This window comes from Streptosporangium album (genome assembly GCF_014203795.1).
Classification (GTDB): Bacteria; Actinomycetota; Actinomycetes; order Streptosporangiales; family Streptosporangiaceae; genus Streptosporangium; species Streptosporangium album.
Genome location: NZ_JACHJU010000002.1, coordinates 197,799 through 220,857, shown reverse-complemented (window position 1 = coordinate 220,857; position 23,059 = coordinate 197,799). Strand labels below are relative to the sequence as shown.

19 protein-coding genes are annotated in these 23,059 nt (G+C 70.6%); 9 read left to right on the top strand and 10 right to left on the bottom strand.

Annotated elements, in window-relative coordinates; translation table 11 throughout:
* Positions 1–5 precede the first annotated feature (5 nt).
* Positions 6–470: a septum formation initiator gene (locus FHR32_RS24465; RefSeq protein WP_184756852.1), complete on the bottom strand. Its 465-nt coding sequence runs from the start codon at positions 468–470 to the stop codon at positions 6–8.
* Positions 471–563: 93 nt separating this feature from the next.
* On the opposite strand from FHR32_RS24465, the gene FHR32_RS24460 reads away from it, so the two are divergent.
* The 3 genes from FHR32_RS24460 to FHR32_RS24450 are packed head-to-tail and all read left to right on the top strand — an operon-like array spanning position 564 to position 2,919.
* Positions 564–1,244 (top strand): response regulator transcription factor, encoded by a 681-nt coding sequence (locus FHR32_RS24460; protein ID WP_184756851.1) that lies wholly within the window; start codon positions 564–566, stop codon positions 1,242–1,244.
* A complete protein-coding gene (locus tag FHR32_RS24455; protein ID WP_184756850.1) occupies positions 1,241–2,494 on the top strand; it encodes a sensor histidine kinase in 1,254 nt (417 codons plus the stop codon). Before FHR32_RS24460 ends, FHR32_RS24455 begins: the two co-directional genes overlap by 4 nt.
* A gap of 35 nt (positions 2,495–2,529) precedes the next feature.
* Positions 2,530–2,919, top strand: coding sequence for a PepSY domain-containing protein (locus FHR32_RS24450; RefSeq protein WP_184756849.1), 390 nt, complete (start codon positions 2,530–2,532; stop codon positions 2,917–2,919).
* Here the strand turns inward: FHR32_RS24450 and FHR32_RS24445 are convergent, their stop codons facing one another.
* From FHR32_RS24445 to miaA, 5 genes are all read right to left on the bottom strand, one after another.
* Complete coding sequence (locus FHR32_RS24445; protein ID WP_312882684.1) at positions 2,920–3,603, bottom strand: HNH endonuclease family protein; 684 nt, start codon at positions 3,601–3,603, stop codon at positions 2,920–2,922.
* A gap of 72 nt (positions 3,604–3,675) precedes the next feature.
* Positions 3,676–3,951, bottom strand: coding sequence for an SDR family oxidoreductase (locus FHR32_RS24440; protein WP_246467408.1), 276 nt, complete (start codon positions 3,949–3,951; stop codon positions 3,676–3,678).
* Positions 3,952–4,097: 146 nt separating this feature from the next.
* Positions 4,098–6,374: a tetratricopeptide repeat protein gene (locus FHR32_RS24435; RefSeq protein ID WP_184756848.1), complete on the bottom strand. Its 2,277-nt coding sequence runs from the start codon at positions 6,372–6,374 to the stop codon at positions 4,098–4,100.
* A 61-nt stretch (positions 6,375–6,435) separates the two neighbouring features.
* Complete coding sequence (gene dapF, locus FHR32_RS24430; protein WP_184756847.1) at positions 6,436–7,242, bottom strand: diaminopimelate epimerase; 807 nt, start codon at positions 7,240–7,242, stop codon at positions 6,436–6,438.
* A gap of 47 nt (positions 7,243–7,289) precedes the next feature.
* Positions 7,290–8,195, bottom strand: a complete 906-nt coding sequence (gene miaA / locus FHR32_RS24425; protein WP_184756846.1) for a tRNA (adenosine(37)-N6)-dimethylallyltransferase MiaA — start codon at positions 8,193–8,195, stop codon at positions 7,290–7,292.
* A 217-nt stretch (positions 8,196–8,412) separates the two neighbouring features.
* On the opposite strand from miaA, the gene FHR32_RS24420 reads away from it, so the two are divergent.
* Positions 8,413–8,706: an antitoxin gene (locus tag FHR32_RS24420; RefSeq protein ID WP_184756845.1), complete on the top strand. Its 294-nt coding sequence runs from the start codon at positions 8,413–8,415 to the stop codon at positions 8,704–8,706.
* A gap of 63 nt (positions 8,707–8,769) precedes the next feature.
* Here the strand turns inward: FHR32_RS24420 and FHR32_RS24415 are convergent, their stop codons facing one another.
* Entirely contained in the window at positions 8,770–9,288 is a 519-nt protein-coding gene (locus FHR32_RS24415; protein WP_312882683.1) for a methylated-DNA--[protein]-cysteine S-methyltransferase, read from the bottom strand.
* A 19-nt stretch (positions 9,289–9,307) separates the two neighbouring features.
* Here FHR32_RS24415 and FHR32_RS24410 point away from each other — a divergent pair, with 19 nt between their 5' ends.
* The 3 genes from FHR32_RS24410 (at position 9,308) to FHR32_RS24400 (ending at position 17,570) form a co-directional block, all read left to right on the top strand.
* Positions 9,308–10,231, top strand: a complete 924-nt coding sequence (locus FHR32_RS24410; protein WP_184756843.1) for a ribonuclease Z — start codon at positions 9,308–9,310, stop codon at positions 10,229–10,231.
* A 198-nt stretch (positions 10,232–10,429) separates the two neighbouring features.
* A complete protein-coding gene (locus tag FHR32_RS24405; RefSeq protein WP_312882682.1) occupies positions 10,430–13,354 on the top strand; it encodes a helix-turn-helix transcriptional regulator in 2,925 nt (974 codons plus the stop codon).
* Between the two features lie 205 nt (positions 13,355–13,559).
* On the top strand, positions 13,560–17,570 hold the full coding sequence (locus FHR32_RS24400; protein WP_184756842.1) for a S8 family peptidase: 4,011 nt from the start codon (positions 13,560–13,562) through the stop codon (positions 17,568–17,570).
* A 186-nt stretch (positions 17,571–17,756) separates the two neighbouring features.
* Here FHR32_RS24400 and FHR32_RS24395 read toward each other — a convergent pair whose 3' ends face one another.
* From FHR32_RS24395 to miaB, 3 genes are all read right to left on the bottom strand, one after another.
* Positions 17,757–18,434, bottom strand: coding sequence for a class III extradiol dioxygenase subunit B-like domain-containing protein (locus FHR32_RS24395; protein WP_184756841.1), 678 nt, complete (start codon positions 18,432–18,434; stop codon positions 17,757–17,759).
* Positions 18,435–18,650: 216 nt separating this feature from the next.
* Positions 18,651–19,196: a hypothetical protein gene (locus tag FHR32_RS24390; protein ID WP_184756840.1), complete on the bottom strand. Its 546-nt coding sequence runs from the start codon at positions 19,194–19,196 to the stop codon at positions 18,651–18,653.
* Positions 19,197–19,590: 394 nt separating this feature from the next.
* Positions 19,591–21,087 carry a tRNA (N6-isopentenyl adenosine(37)-C2)-methylthiotransferase MiaB gene (gene miaB, locus FHR32_RS24385; protein ID WP_184756839.1) on the bottom strand — a complete coding sequence of 499 codons (1,497 nt, stop codon included), beginning with the start codon at positions 21,085–21,087 and terminating at the stop codon, positions 19,591–19,593.
* A gap of 245 nt (positions 21,088–21,332) precedes the next feature.
* Between miaB and FHR32_RS24380 the strand changes: the two genes are divergently transcribed.
* Both FHR32_RS24380 and FHR32_RS24375 read left to right on the top strand, forming a co-directional pair.
* A complete protein-coding gene (locus tag FHR32_RS24380) occupies positions 21,333–22,088 on the top strand; it encodes an amino acid ABC transporter ATP-binding protein (RefSeq protein ID WP_184756838.1) in 756 nt (251 codons plus the stop codon).
* Positions 22,089–22,143: 55 nt separating this feature from the next.
* Positions 22,144–23,013, top strand: a complete 870-nt coding sequence (locus tag FHR32_RS24375; protein WP_184756837.1) for a glutamate ABC transporter substrate-binding protein — start codon at positions 22,144–22,146, stop codon at positions 23,011–23,013.
* Positions 23,014–23,059: the final 46 nt, after the last annotated feature.

Genomic DNA, 23,059 nt, shown 5'->3' with positions numbered 1-23,059 from the left:
GCCGGTCAGTCGTCGACCGTGTGGACCGGGGAGCCGGACGGCGAGCAGCGCACCTCGATCTTGACCTTGGTCTCGTCCGACTCGAACTCGACGCGGGCCCGCTCGTCCGGCCCCCGGTCCACGCTCTTGACCTGGAAGCCCTCCTTGGGACTCCAGGACCGCAGGGTCACCAGCCCCTCCTCGCACCGGGCGATCGCGGTCCCGCCCTCGGTGCTGATCAGCCGGCTCCGGTCCTTCGAACCCGGGGAGACGGCCGGCGTGGACGTCGGACGGGGCGTGGACGCCGGATGGGACGCGGCCGCCGGGGTGGAGCGGGCGAGCGCCTCACCGATCTCGGCGGAGGAGAGCGGGCGGTGCGCGGAGGACGTGAGCGGCTCGCCCAGGAGGTTGATCACCCCGACCCCCGCCACGGTCGCGAGGGATCCGGTGATCAGCCATCCGGCCATGGCGAAAGGGAGGGGTCGGCGCACGCGTCCACTTTCGCACCTCGGACGCTAAGACGTGGTTAAGGCCCCGATAACGAACGTAGGCAGCGGGCCCCGGCCCGGCTAACGTAGCGGCAAATGTCCAATGTGCTACTCGTCGAAGACGACGTCGCGATCCGCACCTCGCTGACCCGGGGCCTGCGCGACCGAGGCCACGCCGTGTCGTCCGCCTCCGCCGCCCTCGACGGCCTCCGGCTGGCCGTCGAGGAACGTCCCGACCTCGTCGTGCTCGACCTCGGCCTGCCCGACCTCGACGGCCTCGACCTGCTGCGCATGCTCCGCGCGGTGAGCCGGATCCCGGTGATCGTGGCGACCGCGAGGGACGGCGACGCGGAGATGGTCAGGCTGCTGGACGCGGGGGCCGACGACTACGTGGTCAAACCGTTCAGCGCCGCCCAGCTCGACGCCCGGATCCGGGCGGTGCTCCGGCGTACCGGCGGAAGCCGTACCGACAGCTCGGTGACGGTCGGCGGCCTGCGGGTGGACCCGCGCACGCGCGAGGCGACCCTGGACGGCGCGGCGCTGGACCTCAGCCCGAAGGAGTTCGACCTGCTCCACTACCTGGCCGCACGGCCGGGCGAGGTGATCACCAAGCGCGAGCTGCTCACCCACGTCTGGCAGATCCCGTACGGCGGGGCGGACAAGACGGTGGACGTCCACCTCTCCTGGCTCCGCCGCAAGCTGGGCGAGACCTCCGCGGAACCCCGCTACCTGCAGAGCGTGCGCGGTGTCGGCGTGCGACTGGCCGCTCCGGCATGAGGCGCTGGCTGGCCCTGCTGGTGGCGGCGACCACCTCCCTGGTCCTGATCGCGTTGCTGGTCCCGCTCGCGCTGCTGGTCCGTACGGTGGCCGAGAGCGGAGCGGTGAGCCGGGCCGGGAGTGAGGCCGACTCGATCGCGGTGGCGGTGGGAACGGTCGACGCCGAGACCCTGCGGCTCACCACCGAGCGGGCCGCGCACCCGGTGACGGTCTTCCTGCCGGACGGCCGGGTGATCGGCGTGCCCGCCCCCCGGTCGGCTGCCGTCGAGCTCGCCTCCCGTGGCCGCAGCGTCACCGCGGCGGTCCCCGGTGGGCGGGAGATCCTGGTCGCGGTCCAGGGAGCGCCCGGCGGCACGGCCGTGGTCCGGGTCTACCTCGACGACGCCGACCTGGCCGAGGGGGTGCCCCGGGTGTGGGCCGGGCTGGCGGCCCTCGGTCTCGCCCTGATCGGGCTGGGGATCGGCGTGGCCGACCGGCTCGCCCGTGCGGTGATCCGGCCGATCTCCTCGCTGGCCCGGGTGTCGCACCGGCTCGCCGGCGGCGACCTGTCCGCGAGGACCGTGCCCGACGGTCCCCCGGAGGTCCACGCGGTCGGTCTCGCGCTGAATCACCTCGCCGAACGCATCACCGGCCTGCTCGCCGAGGAGCGGGAGAACGTGGCCGACCTGTCCCACCGGCTGCGCACCCCGCTGACCGGGTTGCGGCTGGAGGCCGAGTCCCTGGGCGACCCCGAGGAGGCCGCCCGGATCGAGGCCCGGGTGGACGCCCTGGAACGGGCCGTCACCTCGGTGATCATCGAGGCCAGGCGGCGGGCGCAGGATCAGGACCGGTGTGACGCGGTGGCGGTCACCGAGGCCCGGGTCGCCTTCTGGTCGGTGCTCGCCGAGGACCAGTCACGCCGTTTCACGCTCCACCTGTCCCCCGGCCCGCTGCAGGTCGGGGTCGCCGCCGGCGATCTCTCCGCCTGCGTGGACGCGCTGCTCGGCAACGTCTTCGCGCACACTCCGGAGGGGGTCTCCTTCGCCGTGCGGCTGGAGCCCGCCCACGGTGGCGCGCTGCTGACCGTGGCAGACTCCGGCTCCGGCTTCGCCACGCCCGCCCTCCTGGGGCGTGGCGAGAGCGGCGCCGGATCGACCGGGCTCGGTCTCGACATCGCCCGCCGTACGGCGGAGTCATCGGGCGGCTCCCTCTCTCTGGGGACCTCCGAGACGGGCGGAGCGAGCGTGACGCTCTTCTTAGCGGAGGCTTAGCGCGGCCCTATCGTGATCGCGGCGAAGCTGAATCCATGAAACAGATCACCAGAATCACCATCGCGTCCATCGGAACCGCCGCCCTCCTGGCCGGCGGGGGCGGCATCGCCCTCGCCGCGGGTCAGGCGGCGGTCTCCACCACCACGACCTCCGCCACCACGACCGCGTCCACCGCCGCAGCCGCCGCCTCGGCCACCGCGTCGGGCATCTCCTCCAGCAGGGCCGTCCAGATCGCCAAGAAGCGCGTTCCCGGCGCACGCGTGACCGAGGTCGAGCGCGAGTGGGAGCACGGCCAGCGCGTCTGGAAGGTCGAGCTGTGGAAGAGCGGCCGGAAGTACGAGATCTACGTGTCGGCCAGGACCGGAAAGGTCATCAAGCACGAGCGTGAGCAGGAGCACCGGCATGGGCACGGCTCCGACGACTGATCAGCAGGAGCCGAGTACGGCCTGCATGGCGTCCTTCTCGGCGGACGTCACCCACAGGTCGTACTTGACCTTCACTTCGATCTGGCGTGAGACATAGGCGCACCGGTAGGCGCGGCGCGGCGGCAGCCAGGTCGCCGCGTCACCGGCGCCCTTCTGACCGTTCAGCGGGCCGTCGGTGGCCAGCAGGTTCAGCGGATCGTTGGCCAGCTCTCTGCGCCTGCTCTCCGGGAGCCGCTGGGCGCCCTTCTGCCAGGCGTCGGCGAGGGCGACCACGTGGTCGATCTGCACCGCCATGCTGGTCTTCTGGCCGCGCTCGAATTTGATGGTCTTACCGCTGTAGGGATCGTCGAGGACCCCGGTCAGCACGATGCAGTCGTGGGTGCCCGGCTTGAACGTCTCGTCCTTGAGATCGCGCTTGAGGACGTCGTTGCGGGTGTCGCAGCCGTTGTGGTCGACATCCGCCCACGCGGGACCGAACTCGTCCCGGTCGAAGCCGGTCATCGGGGCGCGCCCCTTGACTTCGAGCTTCTTCAGGTCCTTGAGCGCGGAGGCGGAGGACTGCCCCGTCCCGGCGGTCTGGTCGCCGGTCCCCTGACCGGCGAGACCGCAACCCGCCATTGTGAACGCGATCGTCGTGACGACCGCACCGCGTACCAGCGCCGACCGCGCCATGCCACCTCTCACGTGCATTCATTACCCATGAACTGGCAAACTACCCCATGTATCGAAAAGGATAGCGATAAGGAAAGCAGCGCCTCAGGTGATGAGGATTCCACCGTCTACCGGAATCACGGCCCCGGTCACGTAGGACCCGGCATCGGAGGCGAGGAAGATCGCCGCCGCGACGAGCTCGGCCGGGTCGCCCGGACGCCCCATCAGCACACGGTGTTCGAGCTGCCACGCCATGTATCCCTCAGCGTACTGCTCGGTCATCTCCGAGGCGAAGAAGCCGGGCTCGAACGCGACGCCGAGACCCGAGGACGCTCCGGTGACGATCGCGACCTTGCCGTCCAGCCGGAATCGATCCAGCATCCAGATCCTCCTCCTCGATGCGGAACCCACCGCACGGAATACGCAGAACAAGATTCTAGAGGCGGAGAACGCACCGCCCGTGAGGGGGTTCCCTCACGGGCGGTGCGGTGCGTCGAGGCGGCGGCGAGGAGCCTGCCGGAACGTCTCTACAGGCCGTACTCCTTGGTGATGCGCTCGTGCCGCTCCACCTCGACGTCGACGGCCTTGGCCAGATCGAGCCAGGCCAGCGGGTGCACCCAACGCTCGGTGGCGTCGTCGAGCAGCGCGTCGACCTCGACGGGGGTGACGTCCGGCGGGACCGCGATCCAGCCGAACACGCCCTGCAGCCGCTCACCCGAGGTCGGGTGGCTCACGGTGTAGTTCTCGTCGCTGTAGACCCACATCGGCCAGCCGCGCTCGGCCAGGACCTCGTTGAACTCGGTCCAGTCGGCCTCACTGGGGGCTGCGCCGTCGAAGAACCAGCTGGTGTAGCCCCCCGGGCGGAGCATGCTGACCGCGGCGAACGGCGGGATGAAGTTCTCCTGATCCTCCGCCTTCTCCGGGATCGGCTCCAGCAGCTGCGGGTCGAAGACGACCAGGTCACCGGCGTTGTAGTCCATGCCGGGAGGCTGCGGGATGGCCAGCCGGGCGGTGGCGGGGCCGGTGCGGAGGCTGATGACCGCGCGCTGGCTGCCGTCGGGGGCGGGCAGGATGACGCGCACCAGGCCCATCTCCTCCTCGATCGGCCCCTCGGCCGACTGGAGCGGCATGCCGACCTGCGCGGCGCCCGCGCGGACGGTCTCCCAGTCCTCGGCGGCCGTCGCCATAGTGATCATGCGCCAGACGTCCTCGGGCTCGGCGTCCCCGGCGTCGAGGAGCGCGCGCAGGATCTGGGCGCCCTTGGCGTTGTCGCCGTTCTGCTGCACGGCGCTGGACCACAGGCGGCTCGCCTCGGCGCCCGCACCGGCGTCGGCCGCCGCCTCGCCCTCGGCCGCGGCCTGCTCCCAGCGCTCCCGCGCGCGGTGCAGACGGCCCAGGGCCAGGTGTCGCTGGGCGGCGGGGAGCCGCTCGGCCATCTGCTCCAGGCGCTCGTCCTGGCGGGCCTCCATCAGCAGGCCGGTGAGGTAGGAGACGTCCTGCGGATCGGCGGTCGCGATGTCGCCGGACTCGACCAGCATGGTCCAGTAGATGTCGGCGCCCTGGGCGGGGAAACCGAGGAAGCCCAGCGTGGTGGTGTGCCGCCGGGTGGCCTCAAGGTCCTGTCCGGACAGCGGGGCCAGCCAGCCCACCCAGCGCTCGGGGTCGGCGTTGAAGCCGTCGGCGGCGTCGAAGTAGGCGACCAGCTCGGCCTCGGGGCCGGGAGCGTCCTGCGGGGTGACCCCGTCGGCGGCGGTGCGCAGCGCGGCGATCCGCTCGGCGATGTCGCCGGGGTTCTTGAGCTCCCCGGCGGCGGACTCGGCGATGTCGGCCAGCGACCGGGCCTGCCACACCCCCTGCCTGGCGACGGCCAGCTCGCCGGCGATGAGCGCGAGCTCGACCCGGGCGCGGTAGCCGCCCATCATGGCGAAGTAGTCGACCCACTGCTTGAGCACCCGGCCGAGCTGCCAGCTGTTGGTGATCTGCGCGGTTCCGGCGAGTTTGCCGATGGCGTGCGCCCACTCGACCCAGTCGCGCGGGTGGTCGCCGACCACGTCAAGGTCGGGCAGGGCGTCGACGGCCTCCTGCACCCTGTCGAGGGTCGCGAGCACGAGCGCGCGCAGCACGCCGTCACGGTGCTCCTTCGCCACCGGGTCGTCGGGCTTGAAGTCGGCCGCGGCCGCGAGCGCGGTGAGCGCGTCCTCCGCGCGACCGGCGGCGAGGAGCGCGCGGGCCGAGGCCGCACCCAGCTCCCAGCTCGCCTCACGGCCGACGGCGCCCAGCTTCGCCACAGCGGCCTCGGCGTGGGTGATCGCCTCGTCGACGCGGCCGGCGTCCACCAGGGCCGCGACGTACTGCTCGGCGACGGCGGAGAAGGCCAGCGATTCGGGCTCGACCTCGTGGGCGGCCAGAGCCGCCAGCCGCTCGGCCGCGTAGCCGGGGCCGTCGGTGTTCGCCTGGGCGACGGCCAGCGCGATGACGGCGCCGGGGGCCGCCGGGCAGTCACGGACGTCTTCGCGCCCGGCGAACTCGACCAGCGTCTCCGCGTCGGCCATCGCGACCGCGCCCTGGGCGCGGTCGCCGACGCGGCCGATCAGGTGCCAGTAACGGGCGTAGAACTCAAGCCAGGGCAGCTCCAAGTTCTCCGCCTGCTGCGCGATGGCCGGCGCGAGCACGTCGAGCTGTGAGTATCGGCCCTCCAGCGCCTGCGCGGGCACGTCGCCGATCGCCATGGCCAGACCGGTGTGCCCGGCTTCGTGCAGTTGCCGCTGGGTGTCGCCGACCCAGGCCCAGATGTCCACGTCCATGAGACGTCAGTCTGCCAGGTCGGCGGGCATGCCCCAAACGACTTGGCAGACGTGCGAGCCATTACAGGATGAGTTCTCCCGATGCGACCAGAACCGCGGGGCCCGCCAGATAGCTGGTGTGCTCATCAAGGGTGACGGTGAGGGTCCCACCCGGAACATCCACGGCCCAGGTGCCGGTCGTCTCTCCCGCCAGCTCAGCGGCCGCCACGGCGGAGGCGACCGCACCGGTGCCGCAGGACCGAGTCTCCCCCGAGCCGCGTTCGAAGACCCGCATCACGACCCGGCGCGGACCGACCGGGTTGAGCAGTTCGATGTTCACCCCGCCCGGGAACACCTCGGGGTCGAAGGCGGGCTGGTGGCTCAGGTCGAGCTGGACCACCGGGTCACCGATGACGCAGGCCAGATGGGGGTTGCCCATGTCGATGTGGAGACCTTCGTACTCCCGGCCGGCCACGGTCGTGTGACTGCGGCCCAGCACCCGGGGCCGGCCCATCTCCACGCTCACGTCACCGCTCTCGGCCAGCCGTACGCGCTTGACCCCGGCCCGGGTCGCCACACCGAACTCACCCGCGCCTGCCAGCCCCGTGTCGACCAGGTAGCGGGCGAAGACCCGTATCCCGTTACCGCACATCTCGGCCATGCCGCCGTCGGTGTTGCGGTAGTCCATGAACCACTCGGCCTCACCCGCCTGGTCGGCCACCTCGGGGCTGAGCTTCGTCCGCATCACGTGCAGCACACCGTCGGCGCCGAGCCCGGCCCGCCGGTCGCACATCGCCGCCACGACCGTGGCGGGCAGTTCCAGCTCACCGTCGGGATCCGGCAGGATGACGAAGTCGTTCTCGGTTCCGTGTCCCTTTACGAATCGCATATCCCGACTCTAGCCGCGCCGGCCGGACGCCTCTCCCCGCGTCCTGATCAACGGCGTACGCTCGCGAGCGCCTGGTCGAGGAGGTCCGGAGCCGTCTGGGGGAGCCAGACCACCCGGGGGTCGCGGCGGAACCACGACTCCTGACGGCGGACGAACCGGCGCGTCGCGCGGACCGTCTCCTCCATCGCCTGCCGTTCGGTCCACTCGCCGTCGAGGAACCTCAGCACCTGGGCGTAGCCGAGCGCCCGGCTGGCCGTACGGCCTCCGGCGAGTCCTCTGGTGGCGAGCTCCCTGACCTCGTCCACCAGTCCGGCCTCCCACATGCGTTCCACTCGTGAGGCGACCCGCCCGTCCAGCACCTCTCTCGGCACCTCCACCCCGATCTGCACGCTGTCGTAGACCGCGTCGTAGGAGGGCATCGTCGCCGAGAAGGGCCGCCCGGAGAACTCGACGACCTCCAGCGCCCGGACGATCCTGCGGCCGTTGCCGGGCAGGATCGACTCGGCGGCCCTGGGGTCGCACTCGCGGAGACGTTCGTACAGCGTTGCCGGGCCCGTACGCTCGAGTTCCGCCTCCAGCCGGGCACGGATCTCCGGGTCGGTGCCGGGAAACTCCAGGTCGTCGAGAGCGGCGCGCACGTAGAGCCCGGAGCCGCCCACCAGGATCGGCACGACGTCCCTGGCCCGCAGGTCGTCGATCAGCGGCCGGACCAGCGCCTGGTATTCGGCCACGCTCGCGGTCCTGGTCACGTCCCAGATGTCGAGCAGGTGGTGGGGGACCCCGCGGCGCTCGGCCATCGGCAGCTTCGCCGTTCCGATGTCCATCCCCCGGTAGAGCTGCATGGAGTCGGTGTTGACGATCTCGCCTCCCAGCCGGAGGGCGAGATCCACCGCGAGATCGGACTTTCCGGCCGCCGTGGGCCCGACGACGGCGATGACTGGTAGCTGACGCACGGAACAAGTGTGTCAACTACTCGGCGGTGCATGGGAAACGACGGTCCCGCACCGGACGGGCCGCCGCCGGAGCCTGCGGAGAACACCGTGGCGAGACCTTCTTTTGGCGCGGATTTTTGTTTCCATCGACCATAAAGCGGACACGCGACTTTAAGAAGGACGGAGATGGTTCTTCTAGCCCATACGGAATGCATGACGTTGATCGGGGGACTCACCTATGTCGATCTTCGACAAGGTCAAGAGCATGCTCGGCGAGCACAGCACCAAGGTTGAGGAGCTCGCCAACCAGGGCATCGACAAGGCAGCACAGATGGCCAAGGAGAAGACAGGCGGCAAGTACGACCAGCAGATCGACAGCGCCGCCGACATGGCCAGGAAGCAGGCGGACACGATAGACGGCCAGACCGATACGTACCAGGAGCCTGACGAGACCACCGCGTCTCAGGTCCCCGGTGAGACGACCCCGCCGGAAGGCACCGGCGAGACCGGCACGCCTCCCTACCCCGGCTAGACCGACGCGACTCTCTCGCGGACCGCCCGGGTCTGTCCCCGGGCGGTCTCCGTGTCTGCGCGCTCAGTCCCAGTCCAGGGTCGGCTGCAAGTATCCCTCCATGGTCAGCAGCCACCGCTTGGACTCCACGCCGTCTCCCCCGCTGAACCCACCCAGCCCGTTCCCGGCGACCACCCGGTGGCAGGGGACGATGATGGGGAGGGGATTCGCCCCCATGATCGATCCGATCGCCCGCGCGGGAACACCCGTCCCGCTCCGCGCCGCCAGCTCACCGTAGGTCACGGCCTGGCCGTACTTCACCGTCTCGTACAGCGTGCCGAGCACCCTGCGCTGCGCTGGAGAGGTCAGCCTCCAGTCCACCGGAACGCCGAAGGCCCGCAGCCTGCCCGCGTAGTAGTCGGCGAGCTCGCCGAGCGCCGCCGCCGTCCGGCCGGGCTCGTCCACCTCGACCAGTTTGAGCCCCTCCAGCACACGGACCCTGAGCCCCTCCTGCCGGCTGCTCCAGCCGACGCCCGCCACGCCGTCCTCCGTGACGGCGACCGTCATCTCACCCAGCGGTGTCGGGACACTCCCGAACGCCACGGTTCCTACCATGTCGACTGTGTCCCTTCGCGAACTCATCGTCCTCGGCACCTCAAGCGCGGTGCCCACCCGCCACCGTAACCACAACGGATACCTCCTGCGGTGGGACGGACAGGGCTTCCTGTTCGACCCCGGTGAGGGCACCCAGCGCCAGATGATCCAGGCGGGTGTGGGCTCCCACGACATCACCTGGATCTGCGTCACCCACTTCCACGGCGACCACTGCCTGGGGGTTCCCGGAATCGTCCAGCGCATCGCCAGGGACGGCGTCACCCACGGGGTCCAGGCGGCATACCCCGCCACCGGCGAGACCTACTGGCGCCGCCTGCGCCACGCCAGCGCCTTCACCGACACCTCGGTGATCGTCGAGCGCCCCGTCTCCGGGCCGGCCGTGACCTTCGGCGCGGGCCCGGTGGCCCTCACCGCCCGCCCGCTCTCCCACCCCGTCGAGTCCTACGGCTACCGCCTCGACGAGCCGGACGGCCGCCGGATGGTCCCCTCCCTCCTCGCCGGGCGGGGCGTCCGGGGCCCGTCGGTCGGCGAGCTGCAGCGCACCGGCACGGTGACCGCCCCCGACGGCACGACGGTCCGGCTGGAGGAGTGCAGCGAGCCCCGCCCCGGCCAGAGCGCGGCCTTCATCATGGACACCCGGCTGTGCGACAACGCGTTCGCCCTGGCCGCCGGCGTGGACCTGCTGGTGATCGAGTCGACGTTCCTGTCCGCCGAGGCCACGCTGGCCAAGGAGTACGGTCACCTGACCGCGTTCGACGCCGGCCGGGTCGCCGCCGAGTGCGGGGTGAGGCGGCTGGTGCTGACGCATTTCTCCGAGAGGTACGGCCTGGCGGACGAGCCGTCGTTCCTGGAGGAGGTCCGTCGCAGCTTCGACGGCGAGGTGGTGCCGGCCAGGGACCTGATGCGGGTGCCGGTTCCCAGGCGTAACTGACCGCCGGACGGCGCCGGCGGGATCGGGTCCAGGCGCTGGACTGCCCACCCCGAGCCCCTGACGCAGCCCGCGGCCGGCCGTGGGCAAGCTCGCGACGGTCGTGACTCCGTGGCGAGACATGGCTAGTCCGACCCGGCCGTAACAAGAGATCCGGTCGATGCCTAAACTGCCTTGGATCATGAGTCGGCCGGTGGTCGGGTGAGCGGCCGTCGCGAGCACGAGGTCGGTGACGTGGACCCCCGAAACGTTGAGACCACCGGACAGATCGTCTCACCGACCCTGGTGGGCAGGGACGAGGAACTCCAGCGGCTGTTGCCGGCCCTGGCCCGTCCACCGGCCGTGGTCGTGATCGAGGGCGAGGCGGGGATAGGCAAAACCCGCCTGGTGGCCGAGTTGGCCTCCAGGCCGGAGCTCGCCGACCGGCCCGTGCTGACCGGCGGCTGCGTGCACATCCGCGAACCGTTCCCCCTCGGGCCCGTCGTCGAGGCGCTTCGCGGGGGCGGCGAGCACCTGACCGCCGCCGGCTTGTCACCGGTGACGGGGGCGCTGCGCCCGCTGCTGCCCGAACTCGCCCACCTGCTCCCCGCGATGCCCGAGTCGCTGGGCGACCGGGTCGGCGAGCGGCACCGGGTCTTCCGCGGGTTGGCCGAGCTAATCGGCTCTCTCGGTCCGGTGGTGCTGATACTGGAGGACATGCACTGGGCCGACGAGCAGACCGTCGAGTTCCTCGGCTACCTGCTGTCCGACCCGCCCGCCGGGCTCTGCGTGATGTTCACCTTCCGCGGCGAGGAGGTCGGCCCCGGCGTCAGGGCGCTGACCGCCCGGCTGCCCGCCTCCGTCGCCCGCGTCCAGGTTGCGCTTCCACCGTTCGGCACGGCGGCGACCAGCGAGCTGGCGGCGTCGGCCCTTGGCGCGGAACGGGTCTCCGAGGATTTCGCCTCCTACCTGTGCGATCGCGCCTCGGGGCTGCCGTTCGCCATCCAGGAGCTGCTCGCCCTCCTGCGGGCGCGGGGCACGCTGGTACGACGGGGCAGCGGGTGGGCGCGCAAGACCATCGACGAGCTGGACGTGCCCATCGGGGTGCGGGACTCGGTCCTGGAGCGGGTAAGCCACCTGACAGCCGCCGCCCGGGCCGCGGTCGAGGCCGCCGCCGTGCTCGAAGTGCTGGTCCCGGTGCCCGCGCTGGTCGCCACCTGCCGGGTGTCGCGACAGGAGGCGCTCGACGGTCTGGACGAGGCGCTGGAACGCGGCCTGCTCCTTGAGCAGTCGGGCAAGGTCGGGTTCCGGCATCTGCTGGCCGTACAGGCCGTCTATGACAGCATCCCGCTGTCGCGGCGGCAGGACCTGCACAGCCGCGCCGCCTCGGCCGTCCGGGAACTGAACCCGGTACCGCTGGGGCAGGTGGCCCACCACCTCCGCCACGCCGGCCTGGTCCAGGACTGGGTGGAGGCGGCGGAGAAGGCCGCCGACCGGGCGATCGCGCTCGGCGACGACTCCGAGGCCGTGCGCCTACTGGAGGCGGTCCTGCGCCACGCCCCGCTGGAGGACGGACGACGGAGCCGGCTCGCGGTGAAACTGGGGTGGGCCTCCACCGACGCCCGGCAGGAAGTGAACGTCGTCGGCCTGCTCAGCGACGCACTGGGACGCGAGCTGCCCCGGGCGGTGCGGGGGGAACTGCTCTTCCTGCTCGCCGTGAACCTCGAGAGGGCGGCGGACGAACCAGAACGACAATGGCAGGTCTTCGCCGAAGCGGTGGAGTACCTGGACGGCCAGCCCGCTCTCGCCGTGCACGCGATGGTGGGGTTGGGTCTGCCTACGACGCCGAACGTACCCCTGGCCGAACACGTGGCCTGGTTGGAGCGGGCCCTGGAACAACTGCCCGCGATCGACGAGCCCGCCCTGACGGTCTTCATCCTCGGCAAGGTCGCCATGGTGCTGACGGCGATGGGGGATCCGCGCTGGGCCACGCTGGCCTCTCGCATGCTGGAGCAGACCGGCGGTGCCCCTGCGCACCGCCGGGAGGTGATCGCCTACAGCTCGCTTGGGATGGATGCCTGCTACGCCGGACACCACGAGATGGCCGAGCGTCTGCTGACCGCGGCGATGCGCGGGGCGGCGGGCTGCGATGCCACCCGAATGGCGGAGATATTTTGCCGCAAAGGGCTTGCGGTGCTCGCTTACTCCCGAGGCACATGGGATGGCCTGGCGGAGGAGGTGGCCTTCCTGGTGGATCGGCTCACCGACCGCCCGCGCTATCGCGCCCTCGTCGACGCGATCGCCGCCTGCCTGGCTCTCGCGCGCGGCGAGCTCGACGCCGCCCGGCGCCAGCTCGACGATGTGGTGGATCGCTGCCTGGCTATGGGCGCGATCGACCTGCTGCCGCTGCCGATGAGCTCATACATCCGGCTGGCCACGACACAGGGCGGTGGCGCGGCGGTGATCGAGAGGGCTGAAGCGGCCTGCGCGGTCTGGGAGGCCAGGGGGCTCTGGCCTGTCTCGGTACGTACCGTGCCCGCCCTGGTGGAGGCTCTCGTCACCGCGGACCGGCTGGAGGAGGCCGAAGAGCTGGTGAGCCGCGTCGAGCAGCGCTTACGCGGGCTGGACGCGCCACTCGCGCCGGCCGCGCTGGCCCAGGCCCGAGGACTGATCACGGCCGGGACCGCGCGTTGGCAGGCCGCCGCCGACCAGCTCGTGACCGCCGCGGAGGCGTACGACCGCCTCCGCTGTCCGTACGAGGCCGCCCAGGCCAGGGAGCAGGCGGCCGGCTGCCTGTTCCGTCTCGGCGACCGGCGCGCCGAGGATCTACTCCAGCAGACCCTCACCGAGTACGGCCGGCTCGGAGCGCGCTGGGACCTGGACCGCGCCGCGCTGCTGGCCCGCCGTCAGGGCGTCTCCTCGCCCGCCCGGCACCGCAGCGGCCCGCGCGGCTACGGCTCCACGCTGTCGCCCCGCGAGGACGAGGTGGCCAGGCTGGCCGCGACCGGGCTGTCGAACAAGGAGATCGCCCGGGAGCTGTTCCTGTCGGCCAAGACCGTCGACAAGCACCTCGGCGCGGCACTGCGCAAGCTCGGGCTGCACTCGCGGACCGCGCTCGCCCACCACCTGCGCGACGGGGCCGGCTAATTGATGGGGCGTTTACCCCATAGGTAGGCATCCACCTCACCCGTGACCCTTGTGGCATGTCCGAGATCAACCCGCAGCATGCCGAGCCGGACCCCGATGAGGAGGACGAGAGCGTCCCCGAGCCGGCTGAGCTGCCCGACTCCGATGACGGCTGGGTCGAGCTGTGAACCGCCGGCCGTACCCCACCCCCCTCCCGAGGAGACTCATGCCAGGCTCGAAGCGACGGTTACGCGTATCCGTCGTCGCCGCGATCACGATCGCGACGATGGTGCCGGTCACGGCGACGTACGCCGACCCCGGCACCGCCCAGACCCCACCCGCGAAGGACACCGTCGCCCTGGACGGCGTCGCCCCCGGGCCCCACGAGATCACGCTGATCACCGGTGACACCGTGACGCTCGGAGACAACGGCGGCGGCCCCTACTCCATCGACGTCAAGCCCGCCAACCGCCCCGACGGAGTCCAGCCGGGCTTCCTCACCAAGACCGGCCCCGGCGGCGTCTACGTCTACCCCACCGACGCGCTGCCCGCGGTGGAGTCGGGCCGGGTGGACCGGGAGCTGTTCAACGTCAAGTACCTCGCCGAGAACGGCTACACCGACGCGCAGAGCAAGCAGGTCCCGGTGCTGGTGCAGTACCCGAAGGGACAGCGGGCCGCACGGTCGGCAGCCGACGCGCTGCCGGCCACGACCGCCACCGCGGATCTGCCGAGCATCAGCGGCGCCGGGCTCCGCGTCGACAAGGCCGGAGCCGGGCAGTTCTGGACCGAGGTGCGCGGCGTGGCCGCCCCCGAGCAGGGCCTGGCCTCCCGCGCCCTGGCCAAGGGCGTCGCCAAGCTCTGGCTGGACCGGAAGGTGCACCTCACCCTGGCGGACAGCGTGCCGCTGATCGGCGCTCCGCAGGCCTGGGCCGCCGGCCTGGACGGCACCGGGGTGAAGGTGGCCGTGCTCGACACGGGCGTGGACACCAAGCATCCCGACCTGGCGGACCGGATCGCGGCCTCGCAGTCGTTCGTGCCCGGCCAGGAGCTGGCCGACGGGCACGGCCACGGCACGCACGTCGCCTCGACCATCGCCGGCTCCGGCAGCGCGTCCGGCGGCAGGAACAAGGGTGCCGCGCCCGGCGCCCGGCTGCTGGTCGGCAAGATCCTCGACAACGCGGGCAACGGGGATTCGTCCTGGGTCATCGACGGCATGGAGTGGGCCGCCTCCAACGGCGCCAAGATCGTCAGCATGAGCATCGGCGCGGGCGTCACCGACGGCGGCGACCCGATGAGCCAGGCGGTCAACGAGCTGACCGCGAGCACCGGCGCGCTGTTCGTGATCGCCGCCGGTAACAGCGGCCCGACCCCGCAGACGATCGACACGCCCGGCGCAGCCGACGCGGCGCTGACAGTAGCAGCCACCAGCAAGACCGACACGCTGGCGGCCTTCTCCAGCCGCGGCCCGCGGCTGGACGGCGCACTCAAGCCGGACATCGCCGCGCCGGGTGTCAACATCGTCGCGGCCCGATCCGCGGGGACCAGCATGGGGTCGCCCGCGGACGAGTACTACACCTCCGCCAGCGGCACCTCGATGGCGACCCCGCATGTGGCCGGCTCGGCCGCGATCCTGGCCCAGCAGCACCCGGACTGGACGGCCGCGCAGTACAAGGCGGCACTGATGAGCACAGCCAAGGATGACGGGTTCACCGTCTACGAGCAGGGCGCGGGCCGGGTCGACGTGGCTCGGGCGACCAGCCAGAAGGTGCTCGCGACCACCCCGAACCTGGACTTCGGCGCCGGCCCCGACGGGAAGGATCCGGTGACCAGGCAGGTCACCTACGCCAACCTGGGAGACCAGCCGGTCACCCTCACCCTGACGCCCACGCTGAGCACCGGCGGCAAGCCGGTCGAGGGGGCGCTCTCGGCCGATCAGACGCTCGCGGTCCCCGCGGGCGGCACCGCCACCGCGACGGTCACGCTCAACCCGGCCGGCCTCGACTACGGCGCCTTCACCGGCGCCGTCGTCGCGGAGACGGACGGCATCAGGATCACCACGCCGGTCGGCCTGTACCGGGAAGCACCGAAGGTGACCCTCACCGTCAAGACCATCGGCAGGGACGGCGCCCCCCTCACACCGATCTCGATGGACACGATCGACGTGACCGGTCCGTACGGCAACGCCGGCTCGGCCTACGTGGTCGACACCGGCGTCGTCGCCACCCGGGTTCCTCCGGGAACGTACAGCGTCATGCAGCTGGCGCAGTGGGTCGACGACGACTCCAGGATGAACTGGGGCTGGCTGAGCGACCCCGAGGTGGACGTCACCGAGGACACCACGATCACCCTCGATCTCCGCAAGGCCGGCCAGGTCCGCTTCACCACCCCCAGGCCCGCGGAGCGACTGAACAACGCCTTCATGGAGGCGTACCAGCGGACCACCACCGATGGTGTGACCTTCGCCGGCGGGCTTTCACATCTGTCGTGGGACGAGGTGTGGGCCACCCCGACAGAGCGGGTCACCAAGGGCCGGTTCCGGTTCGTCTACCAGCAGACCCTCGGCCAGGCCGAGGTGCACCTGGCCGTCACGGGTAAACCGAAACTCGACCTGCGGGTCTTCTCCCCCATTCACTGGGCGACGATGAAGAACCCTGACGGCACGGAGATCGAGGACCAGAACGGTTTCCCGGGCTGGACCCCGTTCACCGGTATCCAGGACCTGCCCGTGGTGAACGTGGGAGAGGGACGGCCGGAGGACCTCGCGGGTCTCGACCTCAAGGGCAAGCTGGCGTTGATGGAAGCCGGCATGACCGAGGGCATCTTCGGCCCCGTGTGCGGAGTACAGATCGAGCGGCTGCAGGCGGTGCGCGACGCCGGCGCCGCCGGGCTGGTGGCGTTCCCCTCGCTCCCGTCCGAGACGATGGCGCGCTGCCCCGTGCCGCTGAACATCACGCAACGGCCGTTCACCGGCCCGAAGAAGGACATCGGCATCCCGAATGTGTCCCTCTCCGCCCGTGAGGGCCTTGCCCTGCGCGACCGGATCGCCGAGAAGCCGGTGTCGGTCCGGGTGACCGGGACTCAGGACACGCCGTACACCTACGCGTTCAAGCAGTACGAGGAAGGCCGGATCCCCGGATCGCTGCACCGCACCTACACCGCCAGGCAACTCGCCCAGGTCGACGTGGAGCACCCCGCTTCCAGCCCCACCACCGATTTCAGCGACTGGCGGTACAGCTGGAAACAGGACGACGAGATCCTCTGGGCGGAGTCCATCGAGGACGGCGGGCACCGGGTGTCCGCCGGGCCGAACACCCGGCGGGACTACATCGGACCGCTCTCCGCGGAGATCCTTCGCCTGAACTTCAGCTCCGCGGGCCGGCCGGGCTCTCCCCGCGAGACGACCAGCGTCATCGACGTGTACGACCAGCCGATCCGTACCAGGCAGCGCATGTTCGCCGGACCGCGCACGCCCGGCGGCTACACGGCCCCGGACAAGGTCTACCGGATCCCCGACCCCGCCGCGCCGTATCCCGCGACCGTGGGGCTGAACACGCCGTGTGACGTGTGCCGCCGCGGCAACGTCCTGTTCCCCATCTTCCACACCGTCAGGCAGAACGACGGCCTCCAGCAGCACGACGACATGTACGGCATATTCCGTTACACGTACCGGCTGTCCCGGGATGGTGTGGAGATCCCGCTGACACCGGTCCGCGGTTTCCCGGCGTACATGCTGCCGGCCGAGCCCGCCACCTACCGGCTGACGGCGACCGACGCGCAGACGGACGTCGCGTGGACCTTCACCTCGGCGAAGCCCACCAAGGACACCGTGCAGCCGGGCCACATCTGCGGCGTCATCTCGAATGACCCGTGCCGGCCCGAATCCCTGGTGTACGTCGCCTACGACCTCGGCTCCAGCTTCGGCGCGGACAACGCCGTTCCGGCGGGCAGGAAGCACACGTTCACCGTCAACGTCAGCCACGGGCCCTCACTGGAGAAAATGCCGGAGATCGCCGGACTGAAGCTGTGGGCCAGCACCGACGACGGCAAGCAGTGGACCCCCGTTCAGGTCAAGCAGAAGAAGGACGGCACCTTCACCGCCACCGCCACCTACCCGGAGTTCGACCGCACCACCGGCACCGTCAGCCTCAAGGCCGAGGCCTGGGACACCGCCGGTAACCGGGTCGAGCAGACCACTCTCAAGTCCTTCACCCTCCGCGCGGCGACCGGCCCGCGGTAGACCTGGTGGTCTGGCGGTGGCCGTCATGGACCACCGCCAGACCACCATGACCAGAGGGTGCGTTCCGCAGATCCCATCACCCAGCGGAACGCGCCCACCGCCGTACTCACCGGTTGTATCCGCGCCACCAACCACCACCGGCATGTCGGGGACAAGAAGTCACGGTCTCCTTGGACCCGGCCGGGATCACCTCGTCCAGCGGGCGACGAAGTAGCCGACGCCGTAGGGAGCGTCGTCGTAGAGGATCTCCCCGTTCAGGGAGCCTCCCGCACCGCCGAGGACCTGCAGGGCGGCGCGTCCGGCGACCCACAGCCCGGCGGCCTCGCCGGGGTCGAGCCCCGCGAGCGCCGGAGCCTCGGCCCGGGCGAGCGCCTCGACGAGCGCAGTGTTGTACGGCTGCGCACGGGGGTCGAGGTATCCCGGGGACTTCTCGGTGAGGCAGGCGGACCCGTCGGCCATGACGAGCATCGCCACGCGCCCGGCCGCGGCCGCCAGCCGCTCGCCGAGGGCCGCGCACTCCGCCGGGGCCGCCTCGAAGGAGACCGCGTGAAATCCCGAAGCGGTCAGGCCCTCCCTTTCCAGAAGCCACCGGCCGATCGACAGGGACAGCGGCAGGACGGGCTCTCCCTGCCCGGTCCGGACATCGAGGCCCCAGGGCGCCAGGCTTCCGGCGGCGTCCGCGCCGTAGGTGACGGACAGGTCGGCGCCGCCTGCCACGACGATCACGTCGGGATCGGCGTCGCGCAACGCCCCGACCGCCGACGCACAGGCTGCGCGGAGCTCGTCGAGCTCCATGGCCGCGGCACCGGCCAGCTCGGGGACCAACAGGGGAGGGTGCGGGCACACGGCCGCGGCGACAAGCACCTCGCCAGACTAATCCAGACCGGTGGAGCCGTCCTCGACGGATCGCTCACCGCCCCGTGACGAGGAGCGGTCCGGGCAGCGGACGGGGCACGGTGAGAAGTCACCGTGCCCCGTCTCTCGATCACGCCCCGGCCTACCGGCCCTGTGGGCCGCGGAACGGAGTCACCGCGCTCCGCGGACCGAGACGCTCAGCGTTCCGCTCGTGTACGGCCCGCATCACCCTCCGGCGCCCATGGGAGCCACATATCCGGGAGGCCCGTCACTGCGGGGGTCGACCTGACCGTCATCCGACTGCTGCGGGCTGCTCTGCTGCTCCTTGGCCGGCTTGTCGGCCGCCGGGCTGCCGGTGCCGGAACCGCCCGAACCGCTCTTGGCGGCCTTGCCCGCGCTGGCGTCGGAACCGGTGCCGGTAGCCGTACCGGGGTCTCCGCCGGAGGTGTCCTTCTGCCCGGACGCGACGTCCGGCTGCCGGTCGGGCTTCTGCTTCCCGGACTTCTCGGTGCTCTCGCCCGATCCGGGATCCTGCGAGGCGCCTTGGGCGCTCTCCGGTGGCTGCGGCACCTGCGCGGTGCCGGGGTCGTCCCCGCCGCCGTTCGTGACGGCGAAGAGGGCGCCTCCGCCCAGCAGGGCGGCGGCGAGGACGGAGAAAACGGCTATGGCCGGGCCGTTTCTCCTGTTTTTCCTACGAGGGTTCGGCCCACCTGCGGGGCCGGTGAGGACTTCTGGCTCTCCGGGATTGACCGGAGACGGAGGGACGTGCATGGGGAAAACTCCCTGCGGTTCTCGGGGGGAAACCTCCACGGCTTCCGAGGGTGCCGAACCACAGTAGTCACAGCAGGGAAGTGCTCGCACAGCAACAACAGACGAATCACGAAATATCATCACTTGTGAAACCTGAGCCGCCGCCGTATGCATATGCCCCGAAGAGAGCGGTCCGGGTGCCCGGATCGCCGCTCCCACCGGGGTTTGCGGTGGACGGACTCCCGGCGTCCCCCGTCCGGCAGAGCGGCGGACCGGGTCAAACCGGTCTCACACAAAAAATCACCCCGTGACCGCTCGCGGCGCGGCCCAACCCGCCGGCGGCGCGGAGCCGCCCGAGACATCAGCCCGCCGGCGGCGCGGAGCCGCCCGGGACATCAGCCCGCGACGCCGGATCTCAGGAGGGGGCGGAACAGCCGGAGGCCTCGGGGAGCGGAGCGGGGCGGCCGATCGAGGGCATGCCGAGCATGACCCCGGGACCGGCACCCGCCGGCCCGCCCTGCCGGGCCTCCCAGGCGTCGCCCGCGCGGGTACGGCGGAGCTTCAGCGCGGGGCCGTCGGCGACCAGATGGTGCGGCGCCGCGTAGGTGACCTCGACGCTCACCACGTCACCCGGGCGCGGGACCTCGGCACCCGGCGTGAAGTGGACCAGGCGGTTGTCGGGAGCGCGGCCGGACAGACGGCGGGTCGCCTCGTCCTTACGGCCCTCCCCCTCGGCGACCAGCACCTCGAGCGTCCGGCCGACCTGCATGCCGTTCTCCGCCCAGGAGATCTCGGTCTGCAGGGCGACGAGCCGCTCGTAGCGCTCCTGCACGACCTCCTTGGGGATCTGGTCGTCCATGGTGGCCGCGGGGGTGCCGGGGCGGATGGAGTACTGGAACGTGAAGGCGTTGGCGAACCGCGACTCGCGCACCACGTCAAGGGTGCCCTGGAAGTCCTCCTCGGTCTCGCCGGGGAAGCCCACGATGATGTCGGTGGAGATGGCGGCGTCGGGCATGGCGGCACGGACCCGCTCGATGATGCCCAGGTAGCGCTCGGCCCGATAGGAGCGGCGCATCGCCTTGAGGACGCGGTCGGAACCCGACTGCAGCGGCATGTGGAGCTGGTGCATCACGTTGGGCGTCTCGGCCATGGCCGCGATGACGTCGTCGGTGAACGCGGCCGGGTGCGGGCTGGTGAAGCGGACCCGCTCCAGCCCGTCGATGTCGCCGCAGGCCCGCAGCAGCTTGCCGAAGGCCAGCCGGTCACCGAACTCCACACCGTAGGTGTTGACGTTCTGCCCGAGAAGGGTGACCTCCAGCACGCCCTGGTCGACCAGGGTCCGCACCTCGTTGAGGATGTCGCCGGGACGGCGGTCCTTCTCCTTGCCGCGCAGCGCCGGCACGATGCAGAACGTGCAGGTGTTGTTGCACCCGACGGAGACCGACACCCACGCGGCGTAGGCGGACTCGCGCTTGGTCGGCAGCGTGCTCGGGAAGGTCTCCAGGGATTCCTTGATCTCGACCTGGGCCTCCTGCTGGACACGCGCCCGCTCCAGCAGCACCGGCAGCGAGCCGATGTTGTGGGTGCCGAACACCACGTCCACCCAGGGCGCCCTGCGGACGATCTCCCCCTGGTCCTTCTGCGCCAGGCAGCCACCCACGGCGATCTGCATCTCCGGGTTGCTCACCTTCGAGGGGCGCAGGTGCCCGAGATTGCCGTAGAGCTTGTTGTCGGCGTTCTCCCGGACGGCGCAGGTGTTGAACACGACCACGTCGGCCGTCTGCCCCTCGGGCGCCGGGACGTAGCCCGCGTCTTCGAGAAGGCCCGACAGGCGCTCGGAGTCGTGCACGTTCATCTGACACCCGTAGGTACGAACCTCGTACGTGCGGGCGCTCTCCACGGTGACAGTCATCTCAACAGACAAGGGTAGGCGCTCCGCACGGCCTCCGGGTACGGCCGGCGACCGAGATCGTCTCGAGATTGCGGCAGGAAGGGTGACAGAACTCACTGAACCACGCGAAATGACACATGATCCCGCCGCTCTCGCAGCGATTTGACAGAAGCTGGACAAAATTTTACCTGAAACGGGCAGGTCGTGATCTGATCGGTACCGCAGGGTTAGCCTGAGGTGCCCTCTACGGAATTACCTTGTCCACCATGACGGAGAACGGGGACACAACTCCTCTGGTCGTGCTTGCGGATGTCAACAAGCACTTCGGTAACCTGCATGTCCTACGCGACATCAATCTGACGATCTCTCGTGGCGAGGTCCTCGTCGTCATCGGCCCCTCGGGCGGCGGCAAGTCGACCCTGTGCCGGACGATCAACCGGTTGGAGACGATAGACAGCGGAACAATCACCTTTGACGGGCAGCCGCTCGCGGTCGAGGGCAAGACCCTGGCCAGGCTCAGGTCCGAGGTCGGCATGGTGTTCCAGTCCTTCAACCTGTTCGCGCACAAGACGATCCTGGAGAACGTCACACTCGGGCCGATCAAGGTCCGTGGCACCGCCAGGGCCGAGGCCGAGCGGCGGGGCATGGAGCTGCTGGAACGGGTCGGGATCGGTGCCCAGGCGTCGAAGTACCCGGCCCAGCTCTCCGGGGGTCAGCAGCAGCGCGTGGCCATCGCCCGGGCCCTGGCCATGGACCCCAAGATGATCCTGTTCGACGAGCCGACCTCGGCTCTGGACCCGGAGATGGTCCAGGAGGTGCTCGACGTCATGATCGGCCTCGCCCAGGAGGGCATGACGATGATGGTCGTCACCCACGAGATGGGATTCGCCCGCCGCGCGGCGAACCGGGTGGTGTTCATGGCAGAGGGCCAGATCGTCGAGGAGAACACCCCCGAGGAGTTCTTCACCGCCCCACGGACCGACCGGGCGAAGGATTTCCTTTCCAAGATCCTTACTCACTGAAGTTCTCTTGGCCAGCCGCTCCCCCAGAGAAGACGAAAAGAAGAGGTAACGGAACATGCGAGTACTACGTGTCGGTGTGGCGCTGGCAGCCGTGGGTGCGCTCACAATGGGCCTCGCGGCCTGTGGCGGTGACAAGACTTACTCGTCGGTCGCCGAGAAGGTGAAGGACAGCAAGAAGGTTGTCGTCGGCACCAAGTGGGACCAGCCGGGACTCGGCCTGAAGAAGGGTTCCGAGCCGGAGGGCTTCGACGTCGACGTGGCCAAATACATCGTGAAGCAGTTGGCAGGCGGCGGAGACGTCGACATCCAGTGGAAGGAGTCCGCCTCCTCCAACCGTGAGCCCTTCCTCGCCAACGGCACCGTGGACATCATCTTCGCGAGTTACTCCATCACCGACGAGCGCAAGAAGAAGGTGACGTTCGGCGGCCCGTACATCGTGGCCCACCAGGACACGATGGTCCGCGCCGACGACGCCAGCATCACCAAGGCCACCGATCTGAAGGGCAAGCGGATCTGCCAGGCCGCCGGCTCCAACTCCTACAAGCGGATCACCGACCCGCCGCCGGACGGCAAGCTCGACCTCGACGCCCAGCTCGTCGGTGCCGCCAACTACTCGGAGTGCGTCGCCAAGCTCGGCGGCAGCAACCTCGACGCCGTCACCACCGACGACCTCATCCTTGCCGGTTTCGCCACCCAGGCGGCCGCGTCCGGTGGAAACTTCAAGGTCCTCGGCGACCCCTTCACCGACGAGAAGTACGGCATCGGCCTGAAGAAGGGCGACACCAAGACCTGCGAGGCCGTCAACGCGGCGATCACCAAGATGTACCAGGACGGCACCGCCAAGCAGCTGCTGGACAAGTGGTTCGGCAAGACCCAGGGCCTGAAGCTGCCCACGGAAGCTCCCACGTTCGAGCCCTGCGCCTAGTCCGATCTCTCACGTAGCGGCCGGTGGCCCGGCCTTCCGGGCACCG

Coding starts and splice junctions, on each gene's coding strand:
- FHR32_RS24460 (WP_184756851.1), top strand. CDS start 564: ATGTCCAATGTGCTACTCGTCGAAGACGACGTCGCGATCCGCACCTCG.
- FHR32_RS24455 (WP_184756850.1), top strand. CDS start 1,241: ATGAGGCGCTGGCTGGCCCTGCTGGTGGCGGCGACCACCTCCCTGGTC.
- FHR32_RS24450 (WP_184756849.1), top strand. CDS start 2,530: ATGAAACAGATCACCAGAATCACCATCGCGTCCATCGGAACCGCCGCC.
- FHR32_RS24440 (WP_246467408.1), bottom strand. CDS start 3,951: ATGCTGGATCGATTCCGGCTGGACGGCAAGGTCGCGATCGTCACCGGA.
- FHR32_RS24435 (WP_184756848.1), bottom strand. CDS start 6,374: ATGGACGTGGACATCTGGGCCTGGGTCGGCGACACCCAGCGGCAACTG.
- dapF (WP_184756847.1), bottom strand. CDS start 7,242: ATGCGATTCGTAAAGGGACACGGAACCGAGAACGACTTCGTCATCCTG.
- FHR32_RS24420 (WP_184756845.1), top strand. CDS start 8,413: ATGTCGATCTTCGACAAGGTCAAGAGCATGCTCGGCGAGCACAGCACC.
- FHR32_RS24400 (WP_184756842.1), top strand. CDS start 13,560: ATGCCAGGCTCGAAGCGACGGTTACGCGTATCCGTCGTCGCCGCGATC.
- FHR32_RS24390 (WP_184756840.1), bottom strand. CDS start 19,196: ATGCACGTCCCTCCGTCTCCGGTCAATCCCGGAGAGCCAGAAGTCCTC.
- miaB (WP_184756839.1), bottom strand. CDS start 21,087: ATGACTGTCACCGTGGAGAGCGCCCGCACGTACGAGGTTCGTACCTAC.
- FHR32_RS24380 (WP_184756838.1), top strand. CDS start 21,333: ATGACGGAGAACGGGGACACAACTCCTCTGGTCGTGCTTGCGGATGTC.
- FHR32_RS24375 (WP_184756837.1), top strand. CDS start 22,144: ATGCGAGTACTACGTGTCGGTGTGGCGCTGGCAGCCGTGGGTGCGCTC.